This window comes from Streptococcus mitis (assembly GCF_965111735.1).
GTDB lineage: Bacteria > Bacillota > Bacilli > Lactobacillales > Streptococcaceae > Streptococcus > Streptococcus mitis_DR.
The window spans coordinates 960,963-975,936 of sequence record NZ_OZ217346.1; the positions used below are offsets into that span (position 1 = coordinate 960,963).

Consider the following 14,974-nt stretch of genomic DNA (forward strand, 5'->3'; position numbering starts at 1 on the left):
GATGCAGAATCTGAAATTTGCCTTTTCATCTATCATGGCCCACAAGATGCGCTCTTTTCTCACTATGATTGGGATTGTTATCGGTGTTTCCTCAGTTGTTGTAATTATGGCTCTGGGGGATTCCATGTCTCGACAACTCAATAAAAACATGACCAAATCTCAGAAAAATATCAGTGTCTTTTTCTCTTCTAAAAAAAGTAAAGATGGATCTTTTACTCAGAAACAATCAGCTTTTACGGTTTCTGGAAAAGAAGAGGAAGTTCCTGTGGAACCACCAAAACCGCAAGAATCTTGGGTCAAGGAGGCAGCTAAAATGAAGGGAGTGGATAATTACTATGTAACCAACTCGATGAATGTTACCTTAACCTATAAGGATAAAAAAGTCGAACACGCTAACATGACAGGTGGAAATGTCACTTATATGGATGCGGTCGAAAATGAAATCATTGAAGGTCGTGGTCTTAGAGAGCAAGATTATAAAGATTTTGCAAGTGTGATTATCCTAGATGATGAACTAGCTAATAGCCTTTTTGGTTCAGCAAAAGATGCACTCAATCAGATTGTTGAAGTAAATGAAATCAGCTACCGTGTTATTGGTGTCTATGAAAGTAAAGAAGCTAAGGCTGTAAAAACCTTTGGAGTCGGAGGACTACCAATTACGACTAATATTTCTCTTGCGGTCAATTTTAACACAGACGAGATTTCAAATATTGTCTTTCGTGTTAACGATACCAGCTTGAGCCAAACTTTGGGGCCAGAGTTGGCAAGAAGAATGACCGAGATTTCAGGTCTCCAACAAGGGGAGTATCAGGTAGCAGATGCAACAGAAGCCTTCAACGAAATTCAACAAACGTTCGGCTTTATAACTACGATTATTAGTGCCATTGCAGGGATTTCCCTCTTTGTTGGAGGGACTGGTGTTATGAATATCATGCTGGTTTCGGTGACGGAGCGTACGCGTGAGATTGGTCTCCGTAAGGCTTTGGGTGCAACTCGTGCCAATATTTTAATCCAGTTTTTGATTGAATCCATGATATTGACCTTGCTTGGTGGAGTCATTGGTTTGACTATTGCAACAGGCTTAACCGCTATAGCTGGTATACTATTGCAAGGTTTGATTGCGGGTATAGAAGTGGGAGTATCAATCCCAGTTGCCCTATTTAGTCTGGCAGTATCGGCTAGCGTGGGTATGATTTTTGGAGTTTTGCCAGCCAACAAGGCATCGAAACTTGATCCAATTGAAGCCCTTCGTTATGAATAGAATAAACAAGATGGACACTCGTCTATCTTGTTTTTTGTATGGATTTCCCTATCGAAAATCAGTAAAAATATGATATAATGAAGTGTTAGAAAAACAGGTTTCATTTGCCTGGAAAGGAAAAATTATGTCTGAAAAGAATTTTTATATTACAACGCCGATTTACTATCCATCTGGTAAACTTCATATCGGTTCTGCCTACACAACCATCGCCTGTGATGTCCTAGCACGTTACAAACGCCTGATGGGCTACGATGTCTTTTATCTGACAGGTCTTGATGAGCATGGTCAGAAAATCCAGCAGAAAGCAGAAGAAGCTGGCATTACACCTCAAGCCTATGTTGATGGGATGGCAGTTGGAGTCAAAGAACTCTGGCAATTACTCGATATCTCATACGATAAATTCATCCGTACAACGGATGATTACCATGAAAAAGTAGTGGCTCAAGTCTTTGAGCGCTTGCTGGCTCAAGATGATATCTATTTGGGTGAATACTCTGGTTGGTATTCAGTTTCAGATGAGGAATTCTTTACAGAAAGCCAGCTTGCAGAAGTATTCCGTGATGAAGCCGGAAATGTGACTGGTGGTATCGCTCCATCAGGTCACGAAGTGGAATGGGTATCTGAAGAGTCTTATTTCCTTCGTCTTAGCAAGTACCAAGACCGTCTAGTAGAATTTTTCAAAGCTCATCCTGAATTTATCACTCCAGATGGTCGTCTGAATGAAATGCTTCGCAACTTCATCGAGCCAGGTTTAGAGGATTTGGCAGTTTCTCGTACAACCTTTACCTGGGGTGTTCCGGTACCATCAAATCCAAAACACGTTGTCTATGTTTGGATTGATGCTCTTCTTAACTATGCGACAGCTCTTGGCTACGGTCAAGACGAACATGGTAACTTCGACAAGTTCTGGAATGGAACAGTCTTCCACATGGTAGGAAAAGACATCCTTCGATTCCACTCAATCTACTGGCCAATCCTTCTTATGATGTTGGATATCAAATTGCCAGAACGTTTGATTGCCCACGGTTGGTTCGTCATGAAAGATGGCAAAATGTCTAAGTCTAAAGGGAATGTGGTTTACCCTGAAATGTTGGTAGAGCGTTATGGACTAGATCCACTTCGTTACTACCTCATGCGTAGCCTTCCAGTCGGTTCAGACGGAACCTTCACTCCTGAAGACTATGTAGGCCGTATCAACTACGAATTGGCTAATGACCTTGGGAACCTCCTCAATCGTACGGTTTCTATGATTAACAAGTACTTTGATGGACAAATTCCAGCCTATGTAGAGGGTGTAACAGAATTTGACCATGCTCTTGCTGAGGTTGCAGAACAATCAATTGCTGACTACCATACACACATGGAAGCAGTTGACTACCCACGTGCGCTTGAAGCAGTCTGGACTCTTATCTCTCGTACTAACAAATACATCGACGAGACAGCTCCATGGGTCTTGGCTAAGGATGAAGCTCTCCGTAACCAATTGGCAAGTGTCATGAGCCACTTGGCAGCCAGCCTCCGCGTCGTAGCACACTTGATTGAGCCATTTATGATGGAAACCAGTCGCGCGGTCTTGACTCAACTTGGCTTGGAAGAAGTAGCAAGCCTTGAAAACTTGAGCTTGGCTGACTTCCCTGCAGGTGTAACTGTAGTTGCCAAAGGAACACCAATCTTCCCACGTCTGGATATGGAAGAAGAAATCGCCTATATCAAGGAACAAATGGAAGGCAACAAACCAGCAGTCGAAAAAGAGTGGAACCCAGACGAAGTTGAACTCAAACTAAACAAGGAAGAAATCAAGTTTGAAGACTTTGACAAGGTCGAAATCCGTGTCGCAGAAGTCAAAGAAGTGTCTAAAGTAGAAGGTTCAGATAAGTTGCTTCAATTCCGCTTGGATGCTGGTGATGGCGAAGATCGTCAAATCCTCTCAGGAATTGCAAAATACTATCCAAATGAACAAGAATTGGTCGGCAAGAAAGTTCAAATCGTTGCTAACCTCAAACCTCGTAAAATGATGAAGAAATATGTCAGCCAAGGTATGATCCTATCAGCTGAACATGATGGAAAATTAACCCTTCTCACAGTTGATCCAGCTGTACCAAATGGAAGTGTGATTGGGTAAAAGTAAAAGACCAACGTTATGTACATTTGTCAGAACGAAGACAAAGGCCTTAGACTACAAGTTTCTAAGGCCTTTTCTTTGTGTAAATTCGTATAATAGATGTAAGAATAGTTGAGATATTTTCCTAAGTTTCACAAAGAAAATCAAGATTAGAACCGTAATCAAGTTGTATTTTCCAGGCTAGAGGAACTCGTCCTGTCAAACCATTTTCTTAGTCAAGTTAACCAAGGCATTGAATTGTCCTTCATCTATGAATTGGTATAAGGTACTTATTCCGTGGATAAAAGGTGTCTTAGCTAATCCCTTGCTACATATGTTGGTTATAATTCCTCTCATCCAATATTTATAACACAAAACCCCGTCTTGCAACGGGATTTTCTTTATTCAAGAATCAGTAGACCATCTTTAACTTCAAATGGGTCTTTTTCATTGATACGATCGTAAAACATGATTCCGTTGATGTGGTCAATTTCATGCTGAACAACGATGGAGTTGTAACCTTTGAGCTTAATGCGGTGTTTTTCGCCGTCCTTGTCAAAGTAATCAACAGTAACGCGGGCATGACGAACAACATAGCCAGGCACGTTGCGGTCAACAGAGAGGCAACCTTCTCCTTCACCAAGAGCAGCGTCTTGAACAGAGTGAGAGACGATTTTTGGATTGTACATAATAGCTTGCAAGTCGTAAGCTTCCTCTGGAGTTTCGCCTTCTTCAACAATATTTGGTACCAAAACAGCGATAATGCGTTTTGAGATATCCAATTGAGGAGCAGCAAGTCCAACCCCACCGCGGAGTCCCATCTTTTCAGCCATGACAGGATCTTGGGAATGTTTGAGGAATTGCATCATCTTTTCACCAAGGATGATTTCCTGGTCAGACAAGGGGAAAGTAACTTCCTCAGCAACCGCGCGTAGAGTTGGGTTCCCTTCGCGGATAATATCTTTCATATCAATTAAGTGAGCAGCTTTTGTAATACGTTCTATAGCAGACATTTTCTCTCCTTTCATTACTTCTACATGATAACACAAAATGACAAGGATTGAAAGTATTACAGCCTTTAGGATTTATAGAAAATAGATAGGATGTTCAATTCATACTCAATGAAAATCAAAGAGCAAACTAGGAAACTAGCCGTAGGTTGCTCAAAGCACTGCTTTGAGGTTGTAGATAGAACTGACGAAGTCGGTAACATATATACGGTAAGGCGACGCTGACGTGGTTTGAATTTGATTTTCGAAGAGTATCAATTGTGAAAGAATTACTTATCTGTGATATAATAAAAAGAAAAGGCTTGCATTAGAAAGTAGGGAGAATGAAGATGCAAAGAAGACAAGATAGACATAAACGTGGACCAGTTTTTCATTTTGTGAGAGGCTTTGTAAACTTTTTTAGAAGTTATCGCAAGTGGAGTAATAAGGGATTTGTGGCGATACTCTTGCTAGCAGTTGCTTTATCAATGGGCTTGGTCTTGTTGTTTGAAAGTTTCCAAGGAATTCCAATGACTAGTCAAAAAAAGGATGCCATTTCTCAAGAAGCTAATAAGACGAATCAAAATTCCAAAGATCAGGAAGAGGAAAAAACTGCCAGAATTATGGCCAATGGGGACCTCCTCTATCATATTCCGATTTATCGTTCTGCTTTAAAAGAAGATGGAACCTATGATTTTCATGAAAATTTTGATTATGTGAAGCCATGGCTCAAACAAGCAGACTTGATTATAGGTGATTTTGAAGGCACTGTGAACAAGGACCACTATTTGGCAGGTTATCCACTCTTTAATGCGCCTGGCGAAATCATGGATGCCATCAAGGATGCCGGATATCAAGTGCTTGATTTGGCGCATAACCATATCCTAGATTCACAAATAGAAGGTGTGGTCTCAACAGCAGATGCTATTGAAAAGGCAGGAATGACACCTATTGGCGTGTATACGCATGAGTCCCGTGATCAAGCTCCTCTGGTTATCAAGGAAGTGAACGGTATCAAGGTTGCACTTTTGGCTTATTCTTATGGATTTAATGGAATTGAGCAAAGTATTTCTCAAGAAGACTATAACCGCTATCTTTCAGACTTAAATGAAGACAAGATGAAGGCTGAAATTGAACGAGCAGAGAAGGAAGCAGATATCACCATTATCATGCCTCAGATGGGTGTGGAGTATCGCTTGGAACCAACTGAAGAACAAAAGGCTCTTTATCACAAGATGATCAATTGGGGAGCTGATATTATCTTTGGAGGGCACCCTCACGTAGTTGAACCATCTGAAACGGTTGAAAAAGATGGAGACAAGAAACTCATTATCTATTCAATGGGGAACTTCATTTCCAATCAACGAATTGAAACCATGCAAGATGAAGAGAATGCTAAGTGGACAGAGCGTGGCGTGCTCATGGATGTGACTATTAAGAAAAAAGCCGGTAAGACGACAATCGAAACTGCCAAAGCGCATCCTTCTTGGGTAAACCGTACACCAAAAGGAACCTATTCTCCAGAAGGTTATCCACTCTTCCTTTACCAAACCTATATCTTAGAAGATTTTATCGAGGGTGGTAGTCATCGTGACAAGTTAGATGAAGCGACTAAGGAACGAATTGATACAGCCTATAAAGAAATGAACGAACATGTGGGATTGAAGTGGGATTAGCTTGAATCCAGAGGGAAGTAAATGACGATTAAGGTAATTGCAACAGATATGGACGGGACCTTGCTGGATGCTAGAGGCCAGCTTGATCTCCCACGCTTGGAAAAGATTTTAGATCAGTTGGATCAAAGGGGTATTCGTTTTGTCATTGCGACGGGCAATGAAATTCACCGCATGAGGCAACTCCTGGAGCACTTGGTCGATCGAGTGGTTCTGGTTGTTGCAAACGGTGCTCGTATTTTTGAAAACAATGAATTGATTCAGGCTCAGACTTGGGATGATGCCATTGTCGATAAGACTTTGGCTCATTTCAAGGGTCGAGCGTGTCAGGATCAGTTTGTTGTGACGGCTATGAAGGGTGGTTTCGTCAAAGAAGGTACGATTTTTACAGACCTTGAAAGTTTTATGACTCCAGAAATGATTGAAAAATTCTACCAACGGATGCAATTTGTGGATGAGTTAACATCTGACCTCTTTGGTGGTGTGCTCAAGATGAGTATGGTTGTTGGTGAGGAACGTTTGAGTTCGGTCTTGGAAGAAATCAATGACCTCTTTGATGGCCGTGTTCGGGCTGTATCCAGTGGCTATGGTTGCATTGATATCCTCCAAGCTGGGATTCATAAAGCATGGGGCTTGGAAGAATTACTCAAGCGCTGGGACTTGAACCCCCAACAAATCATGGCTTTTGGTGACAGTGAAAATGATGTTGAAATGCTTGAAATGGCTGGAATTGCCTATGCGATGGAAAATGCTGATGATAGAGCCAAAGCTGTGGCTACTGCTCTAGCGCCAGCCAACAGCCAAGGAGGAGTTTATCAAGTCTTGGAAAACTGGTTAGAAAAAGGAGAATGAAGTGGCAGTACAGTTATTAGAAAATTGGTTACTAAAGGAACAAGAAAAAATCCAAACCAAGTATCGTCACTTAAATCAAGTTTCTGTTGTAGAGCCAGATATTCTTTTTATTGGGGATTCCATTGTCGAATATTATCCTCTGCAGGAACTATTTGGGACTGCAAAGACGATTGTCAATCGAGGCATTCGAGGTTATCAGACAGGGCTGTTATTAGAAAATCTAGATGCGCATCTGTACGGTGGAGCGGTAGATAAAATTGTCCTTCTGATTGGGACAAATGATATCGGAAAAGATGTTCCTGTGAATGAGGCTCTCAATAATCTTGAAGCTATCATACAATCCATTGCTCGCGATTATCCATTGACTGAGATTAAATTGCTTTCTATTTTGCCAGTCAATGAGGGAGAAGAGTACAAGCAGACAGTCTATATCCGCACGAATGAAAAAATTCAGAAATGGAATCAAGCCTATCAAGAGCTTGCTTCTGCCTATATGCAGGTAGAATTTGTGCCAGTTTTTGATAGTTTGACAGACCAGGCAGGTCAACTCAAAAAAGATTATACAACTGATGGGTTGCACCTTAGTGTTGCTGGTTATCAGGTTTTGACAAAATCTTTGAAAGACTATCTTTTGTAGTTAATTGCTTTCCTTTTTGCATTTTTGTGTTAGATAAGGTATAATGGTTTTATTGTCTTTTGGGGTCGTTACGGATTCGACAGGCATTATGAGGCATATTTTGCGACTCGTGTGGCGACGTAAACGCTCAGTTAAATATAACTGCAAAAAATAACACTTCTTACGCTCTAGCTGCCTAAAAACCAGCAGGCGTGACCCGATTTGGATTGCTCGTGTTCAATGACAGGTCTTATTATTAGCGAGATACGATCAAGTCTTGTCTAGCGGCTTGATAAGAGATTGATAGACTCGCGGTTTCTAGGCTTGAGTTATGTGTCGAGGGACTGTTAAACGAATACATAACCTATGGTTGTAGACAAATATGTTAGCAGATGTTTGGACGTGGGTTCGACTCCCACCGGCTCCATTGATAATTTACATTGTTTTGTAAATCTTTCTAAAACGTTGTTTTTTGAACTGCACCCCAAAAGTTAGACAGAAAAAATCTAACTTTTGGGGTGTTTTTATTATGAAATTAACTTATGATGATAAAGTTCAGATCTATGAACTTAGAAAACAAGGATATAGCTTAGAGAAGCTTTCAAATAAATTTGGGATAAATAATTCTAATATTAGGTACATGATTAAATTGATTGATCGTTACGGAATAGAGTTCGTCAAAAAAGGGAAAAATCGTTACTATTCTCCTCATTTAAAACAAGAAATGATTAATAAAGTCTTACATGAAAACTGGTCTCAAGATAGAGTTTCTCTCAAATATGCTCTCCCAAATCGTGGTATGCTTCCAAATTGGCTAGCACAATATAAGAAAAACGGGTATACTATTGTTGAGAAAACAAGAGGGAGACCAACTAAAATGGGACGTAAACGGAAGAAAACCTGGGAAGAAATGACAGAACTAGAGCGACTCCAAGAGGAGAATGAACGCTTACGTACTGAGGTGGCTTACTTAAAAAAGTTAAAAGAGCTGGAAGACAGGGACGAAGCCATACAGCGAGAAAGGCAGAGACAATTAGAGAAATGGCTTCAGGAGGATTTCGACTAGATTTACTTCTTGAAGTGACTCGTTTACCTAGCTCAACTTACTATTATCAGTTGAAGGAACTAGATGGGCTTGACAAAGATAAAGATCTTAAAGCTGAAATTCAAGCTATTTTTACTGAGCACAAAGGAAATTATGGCTATCGCCGAATAACTCTTGAATTGAGGAATCGTGGTCATATAGTAAACCATAAGAAGGTCCAACGTCTGATGAAAATCCTTGGTTTAAGTGCTCGAATTCGCCGTAAACGAAAGTATTCTTCCTACCAAGGAGAGATTGGCAAGAAAGCAGAGAATATCATTCAACGCCAGTTTGAAGCATCGAGACCAATGGAAAAGTGTTATACGGATGTGACAGAGTTTGCCATTCCAAATAGCACGCAGAAATTGTATTTATCGCCTGTTTTAGATGGATTTAACAGCGAAATTATTGCTTTTAATCTTTCTTGTTCTCCTAATTTAGAACAAGTAAAAAAGATGTTGGAACAGGCCTTCACAGAGAAACACTACGAGAATACGATTCTCCATAGTGACCAAGGTTGGCAATACCAACACGATTCTTATCATCGGTTCCTAGAGAGTAAGGGAATTCAAGCATCCATGTCACGAAAGGGCAACAGCCCAGACAACGGTATGATGGAATCTTTCTTTGGCATTTTAAAATCCGAAATGTTTTACGGTTATGAGAAGTCGTTTCAGTCGCTTAAGCAATTGGAACAAGCCATTGTAGACTATATCGATTACTACAACAACAAACGAATTAAGGTAAAACTAAAAGGACTTAGCCCTGTACAATACAGAACTAAATCCTTCGGATAAATTAATTGTCTAACTTTTTGGGGTCAGTACATTTTACAACGTTTTTTATTTTATTCTTTGGTATTCTTTTGCAAAAAAAGAATACAACATTTTGTTGTATCCTAAATATTAAATCAAGTCCTGAATTTTCTTAAGTTTTTATCATATTTTCTGTTATAATTAAGGTGCCTTAAGAAAAATAATGAAAAAACTAAATGTTTTTCATATAGTTTTCATTGTTTTAATAGTTTAAAGTCAATCTTATTTTTCTCTAATAGAAAATAATGAAAAAGTAGGTTTAGAAAGAGGTAAGTATCTATGTCTTCTCATAAAAAAGTGTCACTCTCTGAGATTAATCAATCTATCGATACTCCAAATAACAATCATTTCTGGCAAAATTTAAATGCCTTTTTAGGTCCGGGTGCTCTTGTCGCAGTTGGTTATATGGATCCAGGAAACTGGATTACCAGTGTAGTCGGTGGTGCTTCCTATAAGTATAGTCTCTTGTTTGTTATCTTGATTTCATCTCTCATTGCCATGCAACTTCAGCAGATGGCAGGAAAGCTTGGTATTGTAACCCAGATGGACCTGGCTCAAGCAACGGCTCATCATTCACCTAAATGGCTTCGTTATAGTCTATGGGTGATTTTAGAATTAGCCTTGATGGCGACAGATCTGGCAGAAGTTCTAGGTTCAGCGATTGCTCTCAATCTTCTCTTTAAGATTCCGATTATGATAGCAATTCTCTTGACCGTGTTGGATGTTTTTCTCTTATTGCTTCTGATGAAATTTGGCTTTAAGAAGATTGAAGCTATTGTGACAACACTGATTTTAACCATTCTAGCAATTTTTACCTATCTGGTAGCTTTGTCACATCCAAGCTTCCAAGGAATCGTTGAGGGTTATCTACCGAATGCAACCTTATTTGAAAGTCCCTTGCCAGGGCATGAAAGTCAATTAACCTTGGCACTAGGGATCGTGGGAGCAACGGTTATGCCCCATAACCTCTATTTGCATTCTTCCTTGTCACAAACTCGGAAAATCAATCACAAGGACAAGAATGATGTTCGAAAAGCCGTGCGCTTTATGACCTGGGATTCAAATCTCCAATTATCCTTGGCCTTTGTGGTTAACTCCCTTCTATTAATTCTCGGGGCGGCTCTCTTTTTCGGCCATGCATCTGAGATTTCTGCCTTCTCTCAAATGTATAATGCCTTGCAGGATTCTACTATTGCAGGAGCTATAGCTAGCTCGACCTTATCAACCTTGTTTGCCTTGGCTTTATTAGCCAGTGGTCAAAATTCGACAATTACGGGTACCTTGACTGGACAAATCGTTATGGAAGGTTTCTTGCATATGAGATTACCTCAATGGTTCATTCGTTTGGCAACTCGTCTCTTTGCCTTGTTGCCTGTCATGATTGTAGCGGTTCTGTTTGGTCATCAGGAAAAAACATTAGATCAGTTATTGGTTTATTCACAAGTCTTTCTTTCGATTGCTCTTCCATTTTCAATCTTCCCACTGATTTATCTAACTTCTAAGAAATCACTGATGGGAGAATTTACCAATGCCAAATGGAATACCATCCTTGGCTATATCGTTTCCATTATCTTAACAATTCTCAATGTGAAATTGTTATTTGATATTTTCTAAGAAATTCACCCGAGTTATAAAACAAGCATATAAGAAAAAAGATACCCAAGATTTCTTGGGTATCTTTTTTAAAATAAACGGAAGACATGGGATTCGAACCCACGCACGCTGTTACACGCCTACCGCGTTTCCAACACGGCCTCTTAAGCCTCTTGAGTAATCTTCCAATACTTACTCAAATAGTCTACCATAAAGGCTCTTATCTTGCAATAAAAATTTTGGAAATAAGAAAAATGATAGATTTTGAAAGAAAATGATAAAAAGCGCTTGACTTTGAAAGAAAGTGTGATAGAATGAATAGTGTAAACGATAACAGGAGGTGATTCAGTGTTAAAAACAGAGCGGAAGCAACTGATTTTAGAGGAGTTAAATCAACATCATGTAGTTTCTCTAGAAAAATTAGTTAGTTTGTTAGAAACGTCAGAATCAACGGTTCGAAGAGATTTGGATGAGTTGGAAGCGGAAAACAAGCTTCGTCGCGTGCATGGTGGAGCAGAATTGCCCCATTCCTTGCAGGAAGAAGAAACCATTCAAGAAAAATCTGTCAAAAACCTTCAAGAAAAGAAGTTGCTGGCTCAGAAGGCAGCCTCTCTCATCAAGGAACAAGATGTCATCTTTATCGATGCTGGAACAACAACTGCTTTTTTGATTCATGAATTGGTTAATAAGAATATTACTGTTGTGACAAATTCGATTCACCATGCCGCTCAGTTGGTTGAAAAGCAGATTCCAACTGTCATGGTTGGAGGAAGTGTCAAGATGGCGACAGATGCTAGTATCGGGGGCGTTGCTCTTAACCAGATTAACCAATTGCACTTTGACCGTGCCTTTATCGGGATGAATGGTGTGGACGATGGTTATTATACGACTCCTGATATGGAAGAGGGAGCTGTGAAGCGTGCTATTTTAGAAAATGCCAAACAGACCTATGTCTTGGTGGATTCGTCTAAAATTGGACAAACTTGCTTTGCCAAGGTAGCACCACTCAAACGAGCTATTGTTATCACAAGTCAAGGGCATGAGCTCTTGCAGGCTATTAAGGAGAAAACGGAGGTAATAGAAGTATGATTTATACAGTCACACTCAATCCATCCATTGACTATATCGTTCGTTTGGACCAAGTTCAAGTCGGTAGTGTCAATCGTATGGACAGTGATGATAAGTTTGCTGGTGGGAAAGGAATCAATGTCAGTCGTGTTTTGAAGCGCTTAGATATTCCAAATACAGCGACGGGATTTATCGGAGGCTTTACTGGTAAATTTATCACAGATACTTTGGCTGATGAAGAAATCGAGACACGTTTTGTTCAAGTGGCAGAAGATACTCGTATCAATGTTAAAATCAAAGCAGACCAAGAAACAGAAATCAACGGAACGGGTCCAACTGTTGAGCCCGAACAACTTGAAGAGTTAAAAGCCATTCTTTCAAGTCTGACAGCAGAAGATACGGTTGTCTTTGCAGGTTCAAGTGCTAAGAATCTAGGTAATGTTATCTACAAGGATCTAATTGCCTTGACGCGCCAGACTGGTGCGCAAGTGGTTTGTGACTTTGAAGGACAGACTTTGATTGATAGTTTGGACTACCAGCCACTTTTGGTTAAACCAAACAATCATGAACTTGGAGCGATTTTTGGGGTTAAACTAGACAGTTTAGATGAAATTGAGAAATACGCGCGAGAGTTACTGGCTAAAGGTGCTCAAAATGTGATTATCTCTATGGCTGGTGATGGTGCCCTTCTTGTCACATCTGAGGGAGCTTACTTTGCTAAACCAATCAAGGGGACAGTCAAAAATTCAGTTGGGGCTGGTGATTCTATGGTCGCTGGATTCACAGGTGAATTTGTCAAATCAAAAGACGCAGTAGAAGGCTTCAAATGGGGAGTGGCTTGCGGAACGGCAACCACCTTCTCAGATGACTTGGCAACAGCAGAATTTATTAAAGAAACATATGAAAAAGTTGAGGTAGAAAAAAGATGAAAATTCAAGACCTATTGAGAAAAGAAGTCATGTTGCTGGATTTGCAGGCAACTGAAAAAACAGCTGTCATCGACGAGATGATTAAAAGTTTGACAGACCACGGTTATGTAACAGATTTTGAAACATTTAAAGAAGGAATTTTGGCGCGTGAAGCTCTGACCTCTACAGGTTTGGGTGATGGAATCGCAATGCCTCACAGCAAAAATGCTGCTGTAAAAGAAGCGACAGTTCTCTTTGCCAAGTCAAACAAGGGTGTTGACTACGAGAGCTTGGATGGGCAACCAACTGACCTTTTCTTTATGATTGCAGCTCCAGAAGGTGCCAATGATACTCACTTAGCAGCCTTGGCAGAATTGTCTCAATACTTGATGAAAGACGGTTTTGCTGACAAACTTCGTCAAGCAACATCAGCTGACCAAGTTATCGAACTTTTTAATCAAGCTTCAGAAAAAGCTGAGGAGGCAGTTCAAGCACCTACTAATGACTCTGATGAGTTTATCGTTGCTGTTACAGCTTGTACAACAGGTATTGCTCACACTTACATGGCTCAAGAAGCCCTTCAAAAAGTGGCTGCTGAAATGGGTGTTGGAATCAAGGTTGAAACCAACGGTGCTAGCGGTGTTGGAAACCAACTAACTGCTGAGGACATCCGCAAGGCTAAAGCTGTTATCATCGCTGCAGACAAGGCGGTTGAGATGGATCGTTTCGATGGCAAACCATTGATCAATCGTCCAGTTGCTGACGGTATCCGTAAAACAGAAGAATTGATTAACTTGGCTCTTTCAGGAGATGCTGAAGTCTACCGTGCTGCTAATGGAGCAAAAGCTTCGACAGCAAGCAACGAAAAACAAAGCCTTGGTGGTGCCTTCTACAAACACTTGATGAGTGGTGTATCTCAAATGTTGCCATTTGTTATTGGCGGTGGTATCATGATTGCCCTTGCCTTCTTGATTGACGGTGCTTTGGGTGTTCCAAATGAAAATCTTGGTAATCTTGGTTCCTACCATGAGCTAGCTTCTATGTTTATGAAAATTGGTGGAGCTGCCTTTGGTTTGATGCTCCCAGTCTTTGCAGGTTATGTTGCCTACTCTATCGCTGAAAAACCAGGTTTGGTAGCGGGTTTTGTGGCTGGTGCTATTGCTAAAGAAGGTTTTGCCTTTGGTAAAATCCCCTATGCAGCAGGTGGTGAAGCAACTTCAACTCTTGCAGGTGTATCATCTGGTTTCCTAGGTGCCCTTGTTGGTGGATTTATCGCAGGTGCTTTAGTTCTTGCTATCAAGAAATACGTTAAAGTTCCTCGTTCACTTGAAGGTGCAAAATCAATCCTTCTATTGCCACTTCTTGGAACAATCTTTACTGGATTTGTCATGCTAGCTGTTAACATCCCGATGGCAGCAATCAACACTGCTATGAATGACTTCCTAGGCGGTCTTGGAGGAGGTTCAGCTGTCCTTCTTGGTATCGTCCTTGGTGGAATGATGGCTGTTGACATGGGTGGACCAGTCAATAAAGCAGCTTATGTCTTTGGTACAGGTACGCTTGCAGCAACTGTTTCTTCAGGTGGTTCTGTTGCTATGGCAGCAGTTATGGCTGGAGGAATGGTACCACCACTTGCAATCTTTGTTGCAACTCTTCTTTTCAAAGATAAATTTACTAAAGAAGAACGCAACTCTGGTTTGACAAACATTATCATGGGCTTGTCATTTATCACTGAGGGAGCGATTCCATTTGGTGCAGCCGACCCAGCTCGTGCGATCCCAAGTTTCATTCTTGGTTCAGCAGTAGCAGGTGGACTCGTTGGTCTTACTGGGATCAAACTCATGGCGCCACATGGAGGAATCTTCGTTATCGCGCTTACTTCAAATGCTCTTCTTTACCTCGTTTCTGTCTTGGTAGGAGCAATCGTAAGTGGTGTGGTTTATGGTTACCTACGCAAACCACAAGCAGTTAAATAAAAGGGAACTATATACCAGTTTAAACCAACCACAAAATG

11 protein-coding genes, 1 tRNA gene and 1 other RNA gene are annotated in these 14,974 nt (G+C 40.6%); 11 read left to right on the plus strand and 2 right to left on the minus strand.

Annotated elements, in window-relative coordinates; translation table 11 throughout:
• Nucleotide 1: 1 nt before the first annotated feature.
• The gene (locus ACLV7W_RS04720) at nucleotides 2-1,261 is read left to right on the plus strand and encodes an ABC transporter permease (protein WP_411865521.1); all 1,260 of its coding nucleotides are present in this window, start codon (nucleotides 2-4) and stop codon (nucleotides 1,259-1,261) included.
• A gap of 124 nt (nucleotides 1,262-1,385) precedes the next feature.
• Nucleotides 1,386-3,383, plus strand: a complete 1,998-nt coding sequence (gene metG / locus ACLV7W_RS04725) for a methionine--tRNA ligase (RefSeq protein ID WP_411865522.1) — start codon at nucleotides 1,386-1,388, stop codon at nucleotides 3,381-3,383.
• 380 nt (nucleotides 3,384-3,763) lie between these two features.
• Here the strand turns inward: metG and def are convergent, their stop codons facing one another.
• A complete protein-coding gene (gene def / locus ACLV7W_RS04730; protein WP_023944298.1) occupies nucleotides 3,764-4,375 on the minus strand; it encodes a peptide deformylase in 612 nt (203 codons plus the stop codon).
• A 326-nt stretch (nucleotides 4,376-4,701) separates the two neighbouring features.
• Here def and ACLV7W_RS04735 point away from each other — a divergent pair, with 326 nt between their 5' ends.
• The 6 genes from ACLV7W_RS04735 (at nucleotide 4,702) to ACLV7W_RS04760 (ending at nucleotide 11,005) form a co-directional block, all read left to right on the plus strand.
• On the plus strand, nucleotides 4,702-6,027 hold the full coding sequence (locus ACLV7W_RS04735) for a CapA family protein (protein WP_411865523.1): 1,326 nt from the start codon (nucleotides 4,702-4,704) through the stop codon (nucleotides 6,025-6,027).
• Between the two features lie 21 nt (nucleotides 6,028-6,048).
• Nucleotides 6,049-6,876: an HAD family hydrolase gene (locus ACLV7W_RS04740; protein WP_084929981.1), complete on the plus strand. Its 828-nt coding sequence runs from the start codon at nucleotides 6,049-6,051 to the stop codon at nucleotides 6,874-6,876.
• Nucleotide 6,877: 1 nt separating this feature from the next.
• Nucleotides 6,878-7,513, plus strand: a complete 636-nt coding sequence (locus tag ACLV7W_RS04745) for an SGNH/GDSL hydrolase family protein (RefSeq protein ID WP_261039142.1) — start codon at nucleotides 6,878-6,880, stop codon at nucleotides 7,511-7,513.
• Nucleotides 7,514-7,574: 61 nt separating this feature from the next.
• Nucleotides 7,575-7,922, plus strand: a transfer-messenger RNA (tmRNA) gene (gene ssrA, locus ACLV7W_RS04750).
• A 99-nt stretch (nucleotides 7,923-8,021) separates the two neighbouring features.
• Nucleotides 8,022-9,373 (plus strand): IS3 family transposase gene (locus ACLV7W_RS04755; protein WP_411865524.1). Its coding sequence is split into 2 segments (ribosomal slippage): nucleotides 8,022-8,463 and nucleotides 8,463-9,373, totalling 1,353 coding nucleotides; the frame shifts between segments, so codons are not numbered across the junction.
• Between the two features lie 297 nt (nucleotides 9,374-9,670).
• Nucleotides 9,671-11,005: an Nramp family divalent metal transporter gene (locus tag ACLV7W_RS04760; RefSeq protein WP_000094601.1), complete on the plus strand. Its 1,335-nt coding sequence runs from the start codon at nucleotides 9,671-9,673 to the stop codon at nucleotides 11,003-11,005.
• Between the two features lie 78 nt (nucleotides 11,006-11,083).
• Here ACLV7W_RS04760 and ACLV7W_RS04765 read toward each other — a convergent pair.
• Nucleotides 11,084-11,171 (minus strand) — tRNA-Ser (locus ACLV7W_RS04765).
• Nucleotides 11,172-11,332: 161 nt separating this feature from the next.
• Here ACLV7W_RS04765 and ACLV7W_RS04770 point away from each other — a divergent pair.
• Genes ACLV7W_RS04770 through ACLV7W_RS04780 form a run of 3 tightly spaced genes read left to right on the plus strand, consistent with a single transcriptional unit; the run spans nucleotide 11,333 to nucleotide 14,936 of the window.
• Nucleotides 11,333-12,073, plus strand: coding sequence for a DeoR/GlpR family DNA-binding transcription regulator (locus ACLV7W_RS04770; protein ID WP_000920651.1), 741 nt, complete (start codon nucleotides 11,333-11,335; stop codon nucleotides 12,071-12,073).
• Nucleotides 12,070-12,981, plus strand: a complete 912-nt coding sequence (gene pfkB / locus ACLV7W_RS04775; protein ID WP_125443064.1) for a 1-phosphofructokinase — start codon at nucleotides 12,070-12,072, stop codon at nucleotides 12,979-12,981. Before ACLV7W_RS04770 ends, pfkB begins: the two co-directional genes overlap by 4 nt.
• Nucleotides 12,978-14,936 carry a PTS fructose transporter subunit IIABC gene (locus ACLV7W_RS04780; RefSeq protein ID WP_411865525.1) on the plus strand — a complete coding sequence of 653 codons (1,959 nt, stop codon included), beginning with the start codon at nucleotides 12,978-12,980 and terminating at the stop codon, nucleotides 14,934-14,936. The genes pfkB and ACLV7W_RS04780 overlap by 4 nt, the downstream gene beginning before the upstream one ends.
• Nucleotides 14,937-14,974: the final 38 nt, after the last annotated feature.